We start from the raw sequence: 15,453 nt of genomic DNA on the forward strand, positions 1-15,453 counted from the left end.
TTCGGTACCCCCTCAGCGTCCCGCGCGATCCGGCCGTCCTCGTCGTCGCCGGTGACGAAGTCCGCCTACATCCTTCGGCGGAGGCACGGATCGGTCCGGACGAGGAGGCCGGGGCCGGTGCGGACGTGTTGGATGAGTACGTGACGCTCCCCCGCCCGCTCCGCTTCGACCTGCTCATGGGCCTCCTCGGGTTCTCCAGCGGACTCCTCCTGTGGTCCTTCGGGCTCTACACGACGGGCGACCGTCTCCTCGACCAGCGGTGGGCTCCCCTGATCCCGCTCGCCGTGATGGCCGTGATGGAGGCGCTGCGCCGGACGCTGCCGCGGACCGCGCTGGCCGTCGGCACCCTCGCGATCGTCGCCGACCAGCTCACCAACGGGAACCTGATCACGATCCTGATGTTCACGGACCTGGTCTACGCGGCCGTCGTCTACGGCCCGCCCGCCACCGCCCGGCGGGTCCCCTACACGACCGGCCTGGTCACGGTGGCGGTCACCGTCGGCTTCCTCGTCTGGTGGCAGAACGCGATCGCGCTGCTCGTCGGGGCGCTCACCGGCATGATCTCCTTCATGCCCGCGATGACCGGCGCCGTCGTGCGCAACCACCGGGAGGCGGCCGAGGCGGCCCGGCTGCGGGCCGAGCAGACGGCGCTGCTCGCCGAGATGGACCGCGCGCAGGCGGTCGTCGCCGAGCGGGCCCGGATGGCGCGCGAGCTGCACGACATGGTGGCGAACCACCTCTCGGCGATCGCGATCCACTCCACGGCCGCCCTGTCGCTCGACGAGCCCGCCACCACCCGGCAGGCGCTCACCGTGATCCGCGAGAACAGCGTGGCGGGCCTGTCCGAGATGCGCCGGCTCATCGGCATCCTCCGGGACAGCAGCGGGGACACGGAGCCGGCCGCCGCCCCCACGCTCGCCGCCCTCGACGCGCTGGTCGACCAGGCGCGGGCCAACGCCCGGCCGAGCGGTCTCGACCTCGTCCTGGAGGACACCAGGGAGAGCGCGGCGGGGCTTCCCGCGCCGGTGGAGCTGGCCGCGTACCGGATCGTGCAGGAGTCCCTGACGAACGCGCTCAAGCACGCGGCGCCGGGCGAGGTCCGGGTGGTGCTCGGCCGGGAACCCAAGGCCCTGACGGTCGAGGTGACGAGCCGCTACGGGGAGCGTCCCGGCCCGACGGCGCCCGGCTCGGGGGCCGGCCTCGTGGGGATGCGGGAGCGGGTGGAGCTGCTCGGCGGCGCCTTCGAGGCGGGTCCGGTGACGGACCACGACGGACGCAAGCGGTGGCAGGTCAGGGCGGAACTGCCCATGGACGTGAGGGACGAGGAGCAGGCATGACAGTGCGGGTGGTGGTCGCCGAGGACCAGTCCGCGGTACGGGCGGGCCTGGTGCTCATCCTGGGCAGCGCCCCGGACATCGAGGTCGTCGGCGAGGCGGCGGACGGCGAGCGGGCGGTGGAGCTGGCCCGCGCGCTCCGCCCCGACCTGGTCCTGATGGACGTGCAGATGCCCCGGATGGACGGGGTGACGGCGACCGGGATCGTGGTGTCGGAGGGACTGGCCGACGTGCTGGTGCTGACGACCTTCGACCTCGACGCCTATGTCTTCGGGGCGCTGCGGGCGGGGGCGTCGGGCTTCCTGCTGAAGAACGCGGAGGCGCGGGAGCTGATCGAGGCGGTCCGGACGGTGGCGCGCGGCGAGGGGCTGATCTCCCCGGCGGTGACCCGGCGGCTGATCGCGGAGTTCGCGGCGACGGGCCGCGCGGTCCGGGAGCCGTCGGGGACGGACCCATCGGTGCTCGACGCCCTGACGCCCCGGGAGCGGGAGGTGCTCTCGACGCTGGGCCAGGGGCTGTCGAACGCGGAGATCGCGGTACGGCTCGACATGGCGGAGGCGACGGTGAAGACGCACGTCAGCAAGGTGCTCGGAAAGCTGGAGCTGCGGAGCAGGGTCCAAGCGGCCGTCCTGGCACAGGAGTTGGGGGTGTAGCGGACCTCACCGACGTTGGTCTGGACCTCTTGACGGTTGGTCCAGACCTTTCTACGCTCGCGGGGCGCGCGCATCTTCACGGACCACCGGACCACCCCCACCCATGTCCGTCCGCAACTTGAGGAGCACCGTTGAGCACTCAAGCACCGACGCGCAGAACAGGGTTCAGACACCGGGCCGCCGCCGGCCTCACCGCCCTGATCCTGCCCCTGGCCGCCATGGTCGGCCTCGCCACGCCCGCGGAAGCCGCCACCTCGGCCACCGCCACGTACACCAAGACCCAGGACTGGGGCACCGGATTCGGTGCCAGCTGGACCGTCAAGAACACCGGCACCACCACAATCAGCTCCTGGACCGTCGAGTGGGACTACCCCGCCGGTACGTCCGTCACCTCCGCCTGGGACGCCTCCGTCACCAGCTCCGGCAACCACTGGACCGCCAAGAACGTCGGCTGGAACGGGACCCTCGCCCCCGGCGCCTCGGTCTCCTTCGGCTACAACGGCGCGGGCCCCGGCGCCCCCAGCGGCTGCAAGATCAACGGCGCCGCCTGTGACGGCACCAGCCAGCCCGGCGACAACGCCCCCTCCGCCCCCGGCACCCCCGTGGCCTCGGACATCACCGACACCTCGGTGAAGCTCACCTGGACCGCGGCCACCGACGACAAGGGCGTCAAGAACTACGACGTCAAGCGGGACGGCACCACCGTCGCGACCGTCACCGGCCTCACGTACACCAACACGGGCCTGACCGCCGGCACCGACTACAGCTACACCGTCGTCGCCCGCGACACCGTCGACCAGACGGGCCCCGCCTCCGGCGCGACCCCCGTCCGCACCACCGGGGGCGGCGGCGGCCAGCCGAACCCCAACGCGGTGAAGATGGGCTACTTCACCAACTGGGGCGTCTACGGGCGCAACTACCACGTGAAGAACATCGTGACCTCGGGCTCCGCGTCCAAGATCACCCACATCAACTACGCGTTCGGCAACGTCCAGGGCGGCAAGTGCACCATCGGTGACGCCTACGCCGACTACGACAAGGCCTACACCGCCGACCAGTCCGTCGACGGCGTCGCCGACACCTGGGACCAGCCGCTGCGCGGCAACTTCAACCAGCTGCGCAAGCTGAAGAAGGCCTACCCGAACATCAAGATCCTCTGGTCCTTCGGCGGCTGGACCTGGTCGGGCGGCTTCGGCCAGGCCGTCCAGAACCCCGCGGCCTTCGCGCAGTCCTGCTACGACCTGGTCGAGGACCCGCGCTGGGCCGACGTCTTCGACGGCATCGACCTGGACTGGGAGTACCCGAACGCCTGCGGTCTCTCCTGCGACACCAGCGGCGCCGCCTCCTTCAAGAACATGATGCAGGCCATGCGGGCCAAGTTCGGCGCCAACTACCTGGTCACCGCGGCCGTCACGGCCGACGCCTCCACCGGCGGCAAGATCGACGCCGCCGACTACGCGGGCGCCGCACCGTACATGAACTGGTTCAACGTGATGACGTACGACTTCTTCGGCGGCTGGGCGGCGCAGGGTCCGACGGCCCCGCACTCCCCGCTCACCGCGTACGCCGGCATCCCGCAGCAGGGCTTCAACTCCGCCGAGGCCATCGCCAAGTTCAAGGCGAAGGGCGTGCCCGCCAACAAGCTGCTGCTCGGCATCGGCTTCTACGGCCGCGGCTGGACCGGCGTCACCCAGGCCGCCCCCGGCGGCACGGCGACCGGGCCCGCCCCCGGCACCTACGAGCCGGGCATCGAGGACTACAAGGTCCTCAAGAACACCTGCCCGGCCAACGGCACCGTCGCGGGCACGGCCTACGCCCACTGCGGCAGCAACTGGTGGAGCTACGACACCCCCGCCACCGTGAACTCGAAGATGAGCTGGGCCAAGAACCAGGGCCTCGGCGGAGCGTTCTTCTGGGAGTTCAGCGGTGACACCAGCAACGGCGAGCTCGTCGGCGCCATCAACACCGGTCTGAACTAACCCCCCACGGGGTCACGAAGAAGCGGGGGCCGGCGCAGCACGCCGACCCCCGCTTCCTCATGTCCTACGCGACATTCACCCTCTGCCCCGGAGGCGCCGCCTCCAGCCAGGCCATGAAGCCCGTCCGGGCGTCCTCGCTCATCGCGAGCTCCAGGCGGACGCCCTCGTACATGCAGGGCTGGATCACCATGTCGGAGAGGAGCGCGAGCTCCTCCTCGCCCTCCGGCATCCGGCGCTCCAGGGCCACGATGGAGGAACGCTCCAGGACACGGCGCGGGCGGGGCGCGTACGAGAAGACCCGGAACCAGGCGATCTCGTCACCGCTGTAGCGGGCGACGCCGTACGTCCAGCCCTTGCCGCTCGGATCCGGATCGTCCGGGACGTTCCAGTGCAGCGAGCAGTCGAAGGTGCCGCCGGCGCGCTGGATCAGCCTTCGGCGCAAGCCGAAGACGAAGAGTCCGATCACCACCAGTGCGACGACCAGGCCGCACACGAGCAGAGCGAGGAACATCTTCACCGACCTCCTCGCTGCGTCCCGTAGCCGACACCGCCGGCAGAACCGAATACGACCTGCATCTGCATCGCCTCAGCCGCGGCACGGTCTGGATGGCTCCAGACCGTGCCGCGGCTGAGGGCACTACTCTGCGCGGACCGTCAGCGGACCGCTACCGCGCGCAGCCGGACGTCGGCGCGCCGCTCGGCGGCCGCGTCGGAGTCCGACTTCGCACGCTCCAGCGCGCGCTCGGCGCGCTGGGCGTCGATCTCGTCCGCCAGCTCGCAGACCTCCGCGAGCAGCGACAGCTTGTCGTCGGCGAACGAGATGAATCCACCGTGGACGGCGGCGACGACGGTCGCGCCCTCGCTGGTACGGATGGTCACCGGGCCCGACTCCAGCACACCGAGCAGCGGCTGGTGGCCGGGCATGACGCCGATGTCGCCGGAGGTGGTACGCGCGATGACCAGGGTGGCCTCGCCGGACCAGACACTCCGGTCCGCGGCGACCAGCTCGACGTGCAGCTCAGCAGCCAAGGGTGGCTCCTCGGGTCACCACCCGGCGGTCGTGCCGGGTGTTGGGGTCAATTCTAAGGGGCGTGGTGAGGGGGGCGGGACCGGAATCCCGCCCCCCTCGGGAGAGCACGGGGCTCAGGAGACGCCGAGCTCCTTGGCGTTGGCCTTGAGGTCCTCGAGGCCACCGCACATGAAGAACGCCTGCTCGGGGAAGTGGTCGTACTCACCGTCGCAGATCGCGTTGAACGCGGCGATCGACTCGTCGAGCGGAACGTCCGAACCGTCCACACCGGTGAACTGCTTCGCCGCGTGGGTGTTCTGGGACAGGAAGCGCTCGACACGGCGGGCGCGGTGGACAACGAGCTTGTCCTCCTCGCTCAGCTCGTCGATACCGAGGATCGCGATGATGTCCTGGAGGTCCTTGTACTTCTGCAGGATTCCCTTGACGCGCGTGGCGGCGTCGTAGTGGTCCTGCGCGATGTAGCGCGGGTCCAGGATCCGGGACGTGGAGTCCAGCGGGTCCACGGCCGGGTAGATGCCCTTCTCGGAGATCGGACGGGAGAGAACCGTCGTCGCGTCGAGGTGGGCGAAGGTGGTCGCCGGCGCCGGGTCGGTGAGGTCGTCGGCGGGGACGTAGATCGCCTGCATGGAGGTGATCGAGTGACCACGGGTCGAGGTGATGCGCTCCTGGAGGAGACCCATCTCGTCGGCCAGGTTCGGCTGGTAACCCACCGCGGAGGGCATGCGGCCGAGCAGGGTCGACACCTCGGAACCGGCCTGCGTGAAGCGGAAGATGTTGTCGATGAAGAACAGCACGTCCTGCTTCTGCACATCGCGGAAGTACTCCGCCATGGTCAGACCGGCGAGGGCCACGCGGAGACGGGTGCCCGGGGGCTCGTCCATCTGGCCGAAGACCAGGGCGGTCTTGTCCAGAACGCCGGCCTCCTCCATCTCCACCATGAGGTCGTTGCCCTCACGGGTGCGCTCACCGACGCCCGCGAAGACCGACACACCGTCGTGCAGCTTGGCCACACGGACGATCATCTCCTGGATCAGAACGGTCTTGCCGACACCGGCACCACCGAACAGACCGATCTTTCCACCCTTGACGTACGGGGTGAGAAGGTCGACGACCTTCAGGCCGGTCTCGAACATCTCGGTCTTGGACTCGAGCTGGTCGAAGGCGGGGGCCTTGCGGTGGATGGTCCAGCGCGGCGCGTCGGCCACGGTGGACTCGTCCGCGTTCAGCACCTGACCCAGCGTGTTGAACACGCGGCCCTTGGTGACGTCGCCGACGGGCACCGTGATGCCGTCGCCGGTGTCGACCACGGGGGCCTGGCGGACCAGACCGTCGGTGGGCTGCATCGAGATGGTGCGGACGACGCCGTCACCGAGGTGCTGGGCGACCTCGAGGGTCAGGGTCTTGGTCCCGCCCTCGACGGCCGGGTCCGGAACCTCGACGTTCAGCGCGTTGTAGATCTCCGGCATCGCGTCGACGGGGAACTCCACGTCGACGACCGGGCCGATGACCCGGGCGACGCGGCCCGTGGCGGCGGCCGTCTCAACAGTGGTCGTCATTACTTGTCACTCCCCGCGGTCGCGTCGGCCAGGGCTGCGGTGCCACCGACGATCTCGCTGATTTCCTGGGTGATTTCGGCCTGGCGGGCCGCGTTGGCAAGTCGGGAGAGGTTGTTGATCAAGTCTCCCGCGTTGTCGGTCGCCGACTTCATCGCGCGTCGCGTGGCGGCGTGCTTGGAAGCAGCCGACTGCAGCAGCGCGTTGTAGATCCGGCTCTCGACGTACCGGGGCAGCAGGGCGTCGAGGACGTCCTCCGCCGACGGCTCGAAGTCGTACAGCGGACGAAGGGTGTCCTTGTCGCCCGCCTCCTTCGCCACCTCGTCGAGGCTGAGGGGCAGCAGCCGGGCCTCGACCGCCGTCTGCGTCATCATCGAGACGAACTCGGTGTAGACGATGTGGAGCTCGTCCACACCACCCTCCGCCGTGTCCTTCTCGATCGCCTCGATCAGCGGAGCCGCGATCGTCTTGGCGTCGCCGTACGACGGCTGGTCCGTGAACCCGGTCCACGAGCCGGCCAGCTTCCGCTCACGGAAGTTGTAGTGCGCGATGCCACGACGGCCCACCACGTAGATGGTGACCTCGCGGCCCTCGGCCTCCAGCTTCGCCGTCAGCTTCTCCGCCGCCTTGATGGCGTTGGAGTTGAAGGCACCGGCCAGACCGCGGTCGCTCGAGAGGAGCAGGACCGCGGCGCGGATCGGGTTCTCCGCCTCGGTGGTCAGCGGGTGCTTGTCGTTCGCACCCGTGGCCACCGCCGTGACCGCGCGCGTCAGCTCGGTCGCGTACGGAGTCGACGCCTGCACCTTGCGCTGCGCCTTGACGACACGCGAGGCGGCGATCATCTCCATCGCCTTGGTGATCTTCTTCGTCGCGGTGACGGATTTGATGCGACGCTTGTAGACCCGGAGCTGCGCTCCCATGAGTCAGGTCCCTTCCGTCGTCACTTCGAGACGTTGACGGCGGCAGGAGCGTCCTCGCCCAGCAGCTTGCCGTCAGAGGTCTCGAACTGCTTCTTGAACTCCGCGATGGCGTCGCCCACGGCCTGCAGGGTGTCGTCGGACATCTTGCCGCCCTCACGGATGGAGGTCATGAGACCGGAGTGGCTCTGGCGCAGGTACGCCAGGAGCTCGGCCTCGAAGCGACGGATGTCGACGACCGGGACGTCGTCCATCTTGCCGGTGGTGCCGGCCCAGACGGAGACGACCTGGTTCTCGGTGGGCATCGGCTGGTACTGAGCCTGCTTGAGCAGCTCGACCATGCGCTGTCCACGCTCCAGCTGCGCCTTGGACGCGGCGTCCAGGTCCGAACCGAAGGCGGCGAACGCCTCCAGCTCACGGAACTGGGCCAGGTCCACGCGGAGGCGACCGGAGATCTGCTTCATCGCCTTGTGCTGGGCGGAGCCACCGACACGCGAGACCGAGATACCGACGTTCAGGGCCGGACGCTGGCCGGCGTTGAACAGGTCGGACTCCAGGAAGCACTGGCCGTCGGTGATGGAGATGACGTTGGTCGGGATGAACGCCGACACGTCGTTCGCCTTGGTCTCGACGATCGGAAGACCGGTCATCGAACCGGCACCGAGCTCGTCCGAAAGCTTCGCGCAGCGCTCGAGGAGACGCGAGTGCAGGTAGAAGACGTCACCCGGGTAGGCCTCACGGCCCGGCGGGCGGCGCAGCAGCAGCGACACGGCGCGGTAGGCGTCGGCCTGCTTCGACAGGTCGTCGAAGACGATCAGGACGTGCTTGCCCTGGTACATCCAGTGCTGGCCGATGGCGGAGCCGGTGTACGGCGCCAGGTACTTGAAGCCGGCCGGGTCGGACGCCGGGGCGGCGACGATCGTCGTGTACTCGAGCGCACCGGCCTCTTCCAGGGCGCCGCGCACGGACGCGATGGTCGAGCCCTTCTGGCCGACGGCGACGTAGATGCAGCGGACCTGCTTGTTCACGTCGCCCGAGCGCCAGTTGTCGCGCTGGTTGATGATCGTGTCGACACACAGAGCGGTCTTGCCGGTCTGACGGTCACCGATGATCAGCTGACGCTGACCACGGCCGACCGGCGTCATGGCGTCGACGGCCTTGTAGCCGGTCTCCATCGGCTCGTGCACCGACTTACGGGCCATAACGCCCGGGGCCTGCAGCTCGAGGGCGCGGCGGCCCTCGGTCGCGATCTCGCCGAGACCGTCGATCGGGTTGCCGAGCGGGTCGACGACGCGACCCAGGTATCCCTCACCGACGCCGACGGAGAGGACCTCGCCGGTGCGCTGCACCGACTGCCCCTCCTCGATGCCGCTGAACTCGCCGAGGACGATCGCACCGATCTCGCGCTCTTCGAGGTTCAGCGCGAGACCGAGGGTCCCGTCCTCGAACTTCAGCAGCTCGTTCGCCATGGCCGAGGGAAGACCCTCGACCTTCGCGATACCGTCACCGGCCAGGCTGACCGTGCCGACCTCCTCGCGCGAGGCCGCGTCCGGCTGGTACGACTGGACGAAGTTCTCCAGTGCGTCCCGGATCTCCTCCGGCCGGATCGTGAGCTCCGCCATCTGGGTTCCCTGCTCTCCTTGTTGGGCCCGAAGTTTCTTAGGGGGTCTGGGGGCCGACCCCCAGGAATCTTCTGCAATCTCTGCACGGCCCAACCGGGCCGCTGGTCTAGCTGTGTAGCTGTGATGCCTTGTGCTGCTGGTGACGGTCGTCAGCCGGCCAGTCGACGGGTCGCCTCGTCGAGGCGCTCCGCGATCGAGCCGTTGATGACCTCGTCGCCGACCTGCACCGTGATCCCGCCGAGGACCGAGGGGTCCACGTCCAGGTTCAGGTGCATCTCGCGGCCGTACAGCTTGGCGAGTACGGCTCCGAGGCGCTGCTTCTGCTGGTCCGACAGCGGCACCGCCGAGGTGACGACGGCGACCATCCGGTCCCGGCGCGCCGCGGCGAGCTTGGAGAGGGACTCGAGTCCCGCTTCCAGGCTACGTCCCCGGGGCTGGGTCACCAGACGGACGACCAGACGCTCGGTGGCGACGTTGGCCTTGCCTCCGAGCAGGCTGCGGAGCAGCTGGCCCTTGGCGGTGGCCGTGGCGGCCTTGTCCGTCAGCGCCGAGCGGAGCTCGGGGCTGGAGGACACGATCCGGCCGAAGCGGAACAGCTCGTCCTCGACACCGTCGAGGGCGCCCGCCTTCTGCGCCGCGGTGAGGTCGGCGGTGTTCGCCAGCTCCTCGGCCGCGTCGACCAGGTCACGCGAACGCGACCAGCGGGAACGCACCATGCCGGACACCAGGTCGACGGTCTCGCCGCCCACCTGACCGTTCAGGAGTCGCTGCGCGAGCTCGGCCTTGGCCTCACCCGACTGCGCGGGGTCGGTCAGGACCCGACGCAGCGACACCTCGCGGTCGAGCAGCGTGGTGACTGCGGCCAGCTCGTCCGCGAGCTTCGTCGCGTCGACCGACGTGTTGTCGGTCAGCGCGTCGAGGGACTCACGGCCGGCGGCCAGTGCCTCACGGCTCGCTCCGTTCATCGGACGGCCTCCGCCTTCTCCTCGAGCTCGTCGAGGAAGCGGTCGATCGTCCGGCTCTGGCGGGCGGTGTCCTCGAGGGACTCGCCGACCAGCTTGCCCGCCAGGTCGGTGGCGAGCTTGCCCACGTCCTGTCGCAGCGAAGCGGAGGCGGCCTTGCGGTCGGCCTCGATCTGCGTGTGGCCGGCCGCGATGATCTCCTCGCGCTGGCGCTGGCCTTCCGCCTTCATCTCCTGGATGATCGCGGTGCCCTGCTCCGTCGCCTCCTGGCGGAGACGCGCGGCCTCGTGGCGGGCCTCGGCGAGCTGGGCCTTGTACTGCTCCAGCACACTCTGAGCCTCGATCTGGGCCGACTCGGCCTTCTCGATGCCGCCCTCGATGGCCTCGCGGCGCTGCTCCAGAACCTTGTTGATGTTCGGGAGGAGCTTCTTGGCGAGGAAGCCGAAGACGATGACGAAGGCGATCAGGCCGATGACGAGCTCGTCGAGATGCGGGATCAGAGGAGGCTGGGGCTCCTCCGCCGCCGCAAGAAGCAGAGCGTTCACATCAGTGCCTTCCGTAAAAAGAATCGGGCAGTCGGTCCGGCTTACTGGTAGACGAAGCCCATGACGATGCCGATGAGGGCGAGCGCCTCACAGAAGGCGAAGCCCATGATCTGGTTGGTACGGATGAGACCGGCGGCCTCGGGCTGGCGGGCGAGCGCCTGCGTACCGTTACCGAAGATGATGCCGACGCCGACGCCGGGGCCGATCGCGGCGAGGCCGTAGCCGATGGACGCGACGTTGCCGACGAGGGTGGTCTTGGCGGAGTCGCCGGGGGCGGCGAGGTTGACCAGTTCGAGAGCAGCGGACATGCCGTTACTTCCTTCTCTTTCAATGACCCGGTGGGGGTTGGCCACCGGACGACTGTTGGATTGGGGGTGAAGCCACGATCCGGGACGGATCGGCTCAGTGGTGCTCGGAGAGCGCGCCCTGGATGTAGCTGCAGGCCAGGAGGACGAAGACGTACGCCTGGACGGCCTGGATGAAGAGCTCGAAGGCGGTCATCACGAGGACCATCACGAACGAGGCGCCGGCGTAGACGAAGCCCAGGCCGTTCATGAGGTACCAGGTGGCCAGCGAGAACATCACGATCAGCAGGTGACCGGCGAACATGTTCGCGAACAGTCGCACCGCGTGCGTGAAGGGGCGGATCAGCAGGTTCGAGAAGAACTCGAGGACGACGACCATCGGAAGGATCGCGCCGAGCGACTTGTCGTAGCCGACGATGTTCTTCCAGCCGCCGACGAAGCCGTGCTTCTTGAACGTCAGCGAGATCCACATGACGTAGACGATCAGCGCGAGACCGGCCGGGAAGGCGATCAGCGAGGTGACCGGGAACTGGGCGAGCGGAATGATCGACCAGAGGTTCATGATCCAGACGAAGAAGAACAGCGACACCATGAAGGGGACGTACTTCTCGCCGTCCTTCTTGCCGATGATCTCGTAGACGATGCCGCGGCGCACGAAGTCGTAGCCGGCCTCGCCAACCATCTGCAGCTTGCCGGGGACCAGCTTGGGCTTGCGGAACGCGGCCCAGAAGAACCCGACGACCACGATGGAGCCCAGGAGGGCGAGCAGCATCGGCTTGGTGAACTCGATGCCTCCCACCGTCGCGATGGGCTCGTACATGAACGTGTGCAGGCCCGGCGCCGGGAAGCCACATCCACTGAAGATGTGGCAATCCGGGTCGAAGGCAAGCGTCTGGTCAGCACTCACCGCGGGCTCCTTCAGCGTGGCGCATAGGTACGGCAACCTCGTTGTGTCGGCGCGGCGCGCAGCCGCGGGTCGGCACTGGACTGGTCTTACGGATTAGGGGGCGGCGGTCAGGCATCGAGCCTCGCGCTGGGACAGGCGTCTCGGATGCCCGCGCCCGCAGTGCCGCAGTTGGCACCGGACGATAGCAGGAAGCCGAACGCGGCTTTATCCCGGCCCTACCCTTCACGACTTCGACCCCGTGTTTCCGGGGTCGATGTACGTGATCTTGGCCTTCATGTAGGCACGCGCCTGTGCGGCGACCCACACCACGGTCGCCGCGAGCAGCGTGAAGGCGAAGGCCTTGAAGTTGAACAGCGTGGTGTCCTTGAGCAGCGCCAGGAAGATGAAGAGCAGCAGCAACTGGGCCGTGTAGAGCATGAGCCCCATGGCCTGGAACAGATGCGGCAGCGACTTCGCCGTCCGCTGCAGGACGACCTGCCCGATCCCCATGAAGAGGAGCACGACCAGGGTGCCGACGACGGCGCCGAGCGCGCCCTTGCCACCGGCGACCACAGCGCTGACGACCGTGGCGATCGCGCCGACGGCAGCGGTGGGGATGACGGTGTGCAAAAGGATGCGTGCGTCGTTGGACGGCATGGCGGTGTCTCCGCTTGCTGAAGGGGGCGATGGTGTCGTCAAGGACGAGCGTAAGCCCGGTCCGAGGTGGGTCTCGGGGCCAACAGACCGTCGCACTACGGTCTTTCGGCACTGTCGCCGGGTCTCGTGAACCGTATCACAAACTATTTGAATAGGTCTTTACCCATAAGGTGTGCCAACAGTCACACATGAGAGTGACCATGCGCGTGTGTGCGCGACACCACGACGCGTTGTCTGCTATTGGCCGCGAATGCGGCTTTCGTCAACTCGGCGTTCCGGCCTTACGCCTGTCGGTGAAGCGCCCGCGGTTGCCGATGGCGGTGGACCCGTTGATCCCCGCGGGCACCGGAATCCGCTCCTCCTCCACCCGGGCCGGCGCCGGAGGGGCCTCCACGACGGGAACCCGCTTGCGGCGGCGGTAGCGGGGCGGTACGACCGACTCGGCCCAGCGGGGCGCGCGGGGGGTGAAGCGCGGCAGCAGGAGCAGCACCAGGCCGATCGCGCTGAGCGCGACGACGCAGAGGACGATCCACATCGACGCCGAGTGGACCGAGTACGCCAGCGTCCCGAAGGCGATGAGCGCGGACCAGAAGTACATGATCAGGACCGCGCGGCTGTGCGAGTGCCCGATCTCCAGGAGCCGGTGGTGCAGGTGTCCGCGGTCCGCCGCGAACGGCGACTGGCCCTTCCACGTACGGCGCACGATCGCGAGGACCAGGTCCGCCATGGGGATCGCGATGATCGTCAGCGGCAGCACCAGCGGGATGAAGACCGGCAGGGCGGCGTGCGTGGCCTGGCGGGTCGAGCCCTCGAAGATCTTGAGCGCGTCCGGGTCGACCTGACCGGTGATCGAGATCGCCGACGCGGCCAGGATCAGACCGATCAGCATCGAGCCGGAGTCGCCCATGAAGATCCGCGCGGGGTGCATGTTGTGCGGCAGGAAGCCCAGGCACATGCCCATGAGGATGACGGTGAAGAGCGTCGCGGGGGCGGCGGCCTCGATCGTGTAGCCGTACCAGAGGCGGTACGCGTACAGGAAGAAGGCGGCGGCGGCGATGCAGACCATGCCGGCCGCGAGACCGTCCAGGCCGTCCACGAAGTTGACCGCGTTGATGGTGAGGACGACCAGGGCGACGGTCAGGAGCGTGCCCTGCCACGGGGTCAGCGAGACGACGCCGACGCCCGGGATCGGCAGCCACAGGATCGTCAGACCCTGCGCCACCATGACGCCCGCCGAGATCATCTGCGCGCCCAGCTTGATCAGGGCGTCCAGCTCGAACTTGTCGTCCAGGACGCCGATCAGCCAGATCAGGGCGGCACCGGAGAGCAGCGCGCGCGGCTCGTTGGAGAGCTCGAAGACGCTGTTCAGGTTCTGCAGGTGGTCGGCGACGAGGAGTCCCGCGCAGAGCCCGAAGAACATGGCGATGCCACCGAGCCGCGGAGTCGGTTCTCGGTGTACGTCTCGGGCACGGATCTCCGGCATCGCCCCGGTCGCGATGGCGAACTTCCGCACCGGACCGGTGAGCAGATAGGTCACCGCGGCCGTGACACAGAGCGTCAGCAGGTAATCACGCACGGGCTGCCCCACAGGTTTCGCTGGCCATCTCAGCCCCACACCCTAGCCGTGCCGTCCATGTGCTTGGAGACACCCGGGGGGCCCGAACGGTTGCACAGCGACTTTCCCGGGCCGCTCCTCAGCCGCCATACGGGGGAAACCTGCCGGTCAGCGCCCGTACCTCGGCGCGTACCCGGGCCGTCTCCTCGGGATCGTCCCGCAGCGCCGCGGTGAACAGCGCCGCGATCCGCGCCATCTCCGGTGCGCCCATCCCCTGCGTGGTGACGGCCGCGGTGCCGAGCCGGATCCCCCGCCCCTCCCCGTGCGGCAGGGCGCAGGTGTCGAGGACCATGCCGGCGGCGGCGAGCCGGGCGCGGGCGGTGCGGCCGTCGACGCCGAGGGGTGCGGGATCGGCGGTGATGAGATGGGTGTCGGTGCCGCCGGTCGTCAGGGCGAAGCCCTCCGCGGCGAGCGCGGCCGCGAGCACGCGCGCGTGCTCGACCACCTGGTGGGCGTAGGCGGTGAAGGCCGGGGTGGACGCCTCCCCGAAGGCCACGGCCTTCGCCGCGATGGTGTGCATCTGGGCCCCGCCCTGGGTGAACGGGAAGACGGCCCGGTCGATCCGCTCCGCCAGCTCCTCGCCGCAGAGGACCATCCCGCCGCGCGGACCGCGGAGCACCTTGTGGGTGGTCGCGCAGACGACGTCGGCGTACGGGACGGGGCTGGGCGCCGCTCCCCCGGCGACCAGGCCGATGGGGTGGGCGGCGTCGGCGATGAGGTAGGCGCCGACCTCGTCGGCGATCTCGCGGAAGAGGGCGTAGTCGAGGTGCCGGGGGTACGAGATGGAGCCGCACACGATCGCCTTGGGGCGGTGGTGGCGGGCGAGCGCGGCGACCTGCTCGTAGTCGACGAGCCCGGTCTCGGCGTCGACCCCGTACGGGACGAAGTCGAACCAGCGGCCGGAGAAGTTCGCGGGCGAACCGTGGGTGAGGTGCCCGCCGTGCCCCAGGCCCATGGCGAGGACCGTGTCACCGGGCCTGAGAAGGGCCGCGTACGCCGCCAGGACGGCCGCGGAGCCCGAATGCGCCTGGACGTTCGCGTGCTCGGCTCCGAACAGCGCGGTGGCCCGTTCCACGGCGATCCGCTCGGCGGCGTCGGCATACGCGCAGCCGCCGTGGTGACGGGCGCCGGGGTACCCCTCGGCGTACTTGTTGGCGAGCGGCGAGCCGAGGGTGGCGAGGACGGCGGGCGAGGTGAAGTTCTCGGCGGCGATCAGCTGCAGACTGTCGGCCTGCCTCCGCGCCTCGCCGAGCAGTACGTCGGCGACCTCCGGATCCTGCCGGCGCAGGACGTCGAGAGCCTCTTCGGGGGGAGCGGTGACCGGCATGGCTGACTCCGGGCGTGGAGGGATGTCAGCACCAATGTAGGCAGGACGGCCCCCACGCGCCCGGTGAG

The 15,453-nt window shown here is 69.1% G+C and carries 15 protein-coding genes; 3 read left to right on the plus strand and 12 right to left on the minus strand.

Annotation, left to right across the window (positions count from 1 at the left end):
* The first annotated feature begins 140 nt into the window (after window positions 1-140).
* The 3 genes from ACF09E_RS16965 (at window position 141) to ACF09E_RS16975 (ending at window position 3,966) form a co-directional block, all read left to right on the plus strand.
* Complete coding sequence (locus ACF09E_RS16965) at window positions 141-1,337, plus strand: sensor histidine kinase (RefSeq protein ID WP_392205890.1); 1,197 nt, start codon at window positions 141-143, stop codon at window positions 1,335-1,337.
* Entirely contained in the window at window positions 1,334-1,987 is a 654-nt protein-coding gene (locus tag ACF09E_RS16970) for a response regulator (RefSeq protein WP_392205891.1), read from the plus strand. Before ACF09E_RS16965 ends, ACF09E_RS16970 begins: the two co-directional genes overlap by 4 nt.
* A gap of 131 nt (window positions 1,988-2,118) precedes the next feature.
* Entirely contained in the window at window positions 2,119-3,966 is a 1,848-nt protein-coding gene (locus tag ACF09E_RS16975; RefSeq protein ID WP_392205893.1) for a glycosyl hydrolase family 18 protein, read from the plus strand.
* Window positions 3,967-4,030: 64 nt separating this feature from the next.
* Here the strand turns inward: ACF09E_RS16975 and ACF09E_RS16980 are convergent, their stop codons facing one another.
* From ACF09E_RS16980 to glyA, 12 genes are all read right to left on the minus strand, one after another.
* A complete protein-coding gene (locus tag ACF09E_RS16980) occupies window positions 4,031-4,477 on the minus strand; it encodes a DUF2550 domain-containing protein (RefSeq protein WP_361851636.1) in 447 nt (148 codons plus the stop codon).
* Between the two features lie 143 nt (window positions 4,478-4,620).
* The gene (locus tag ACF09E_RS16985) at window positions 4,621-4,995 is read right to left on the minus strand and encodes a F0F1 ATP synthase subunit epsilon (RefSeq protein ID WP_053648591.1); all 375 of its coding nucleotides are present in this window, start codon (window positions 4,993-4,995) and stop codon (window positions 4,621-4,623) included.
* 114 nt (window positions 4,996-5,109) lie between these two features.
* Window positions 5,110-6,552 carry a F0F1 ATP synthase subunit beta gene (atpD, locus tag ACF09E_RS16990; RefSeq protein ID WP_361851632.1) on the minus strand — a complete coding sequence of 481 codons (1,443 nt, stop codon included), beginning with the start codon at window positions 6,550-6,552 and terminating at the stop codon, window positions 5,110-5,112.
* Window positions 6,552-7,469, minus strand: a complete 918-nt coding sequence (locus ACF09E_RS16995) for a F0F1 ATP synthase subunit gamma (protein ID WP_392205894.1) — start codon at window positions 7,467-7,469, stop codon at window positions 6,552-6,554. Before ACF09E_RS16995 ends, atpD begins: the two co-directional genes overlap by 1 nt.
* Before the next feature lie 20 nt (window positions 7,470-7,489).
* Entirely contained in the window at window positions 7,490-9,088 is a 1,599-nt protein-coding gene (gene atpA, locus ACF09E_RS17000; protein WP_361851627.1) for a F0F1 ATP synthase subunit alpha, read from the minus strand.
* 149 nt (window positions 9,089-9,237) lie between these two features.
* On the minus strand, window positions 9,238-10,053 hold the full coding sequence (locus tag ACF09E_RS17005) for a F0F1 ATP synthase subunit delta (RefSeq protein ID WP_388793509.1): 816 nt from the start codon (window positions 10,051-10,053) through the stop codon (window positions 9,238-9,240).
* Window positions 10,050-10,595, minus strand: a complete 546-nt coding sequence (locus ACF09E_RS17010; RefSeq protein WP_073808580.1) for a F0F1 ATP synthase subunit B — start codon at window positions 10,593-10,595, stop codon at window positions 10,050-10,052. The genes ACF09E_RS17005 and ACF09E_RS17010 overlap by 4 nt, the downstream gene beginning before the upstream one ends.
* A gap of 41 nt (window positions 10,596-10,636) precedes the next feature.
* Complete coding sequence (atpE, locus tag ACF09E_RS17015) at window positions 10,637-10,903, minus strand: ATP synthase F0 subunit C (protein ID WP_055599282.1); 267 nt, start codon at window positions 10,901-10,903, stop codon at window positions 10,637-10,639.
* Window positions 10,904-10,997: 94 nt separating this feature from the next.
* Window positions 10,998-11,807 carry a F0F1 ATP synthase subunit A gene (gene atpB / locus ACF09E_RS17020; protein ID WP_355957606.1) on the minus strand — a complete coding sequence of 270 codons (810 nt, stop codon included), beginning with the start codon at window positions 11,805-11,807 and terminating at the stop codon, window positions 10,998-11,000.
* A gap of 222 nt (window positions 11,808-12,029) precedes the next feature.
* Window positions 12,030-12,443, minus strand: coding sequence for a hypothetical protein (locus tag ACF09E_RS17025; protein WP_055599284.1), 414 nt, complete (start codon window positions 12,441-12,443; stop codon window positions 12,030-12,032).
* Between the two features lie 262 nt (window positions 12,444-12,705).
* Window positions 12,706-14,019, minus strand: coding sequence for an MraY family glycosyltransferase (locus ACF09E_RS17030; protein WP_361851615.1), 1,314 nt, complete (start codon window positions 14,017-14,019; stop codon window positions 12,706-12,708).
* A gap of 118 nt (window positions 14,020-14,137) precedes the next feature.
* Entirely contained in the window at window positions 14,138-15,385 is a 1,248-nt protein-coding gene (gene glyA / locus ACF09E_RS17035; protein WP_392205895.1) for a serine hydroxymethyltransferase, read from the minus strand.
* Between the last annotated feature and the right edge of the window lie 68 nt (window positions 15,386-15,453).

Origin of the sequence: Streptomyces sp. NPDC014891, assembly GCF_043081085.1 — a bacterium.
GTDB lineage: Bacteria > Actinomycetota > Actinomycetes > Streptomycetales > Streptomycetaceae > Streptomyces.

Excerpts from the sequence above, each read along its gene's own strand:
- ACF09E_RS16970 (WP_392205891.1), top strand. The coding sequence starts at position 1,334 with ATGACAGTGCGGGTGGTGGTCGCCGAGGACCAGTCCGCGGTACGGGCG.
- ACF09E_RS16980 (WP_361851636.1), bottom strand. The coding sequence starts at position 4,477 with ATGTTCCTCGCTCTGCTCGTGTGCGGCCTGGTCGTCGCACTGGTGGTG.
- atpA (WP_361851627.1), bottom strand. The coding sequence starts at position 9,088 with ATGGCGGAGCTCACGATCCGGCCGGAGGAGATCCGGGACGCACTGGAG.
- ACF09E_RS17025 (WP_055599284.1), bottom strand. The coding sequence starts at position 12,443 with ATGCCGTCCAACGACGCACGCATCCTTTTGCACACCGTCATCCCCACC.
- ACF09E_RS16995 (WP_392205894.1), bottom strand. The coding sequence starts at position 7,469 with ATGGGAGCGCAGCTCCGGGTCTACAAGCGTCGCATCAAATCCGTCACC.
- glyA (WP_392205895.1), bottom strand. The coding sequence starts at position 15,385 with ATGCCGGTCACCGCTCCCCCCGAAGAGGCTCTCGACGTCCTGCGCCGG.
- atpE (WP_055599282.1), bottom strand. The coding sequence starts at position 10,903 with ATGTCCGCTGCTCTCGAACTGGTCAACCTCGCCGCCCCCGGCGACTCC.
- ACF09E_RS17005 (WP_388793509.1), bottom strand. The coding sequence starts at position 10,053 with ATGAACGGAGCGAGCCGTGAGGCACTGGCCGCCGGCCGTGAGTCCCTC.
- atpD (WP_361851632.1), bottom strand. The coding sequence starts at position 6,552 with ATGACGACCACTGTTGAGACGGCCGCCGCCACGGGCCGCGTCGCCCGG.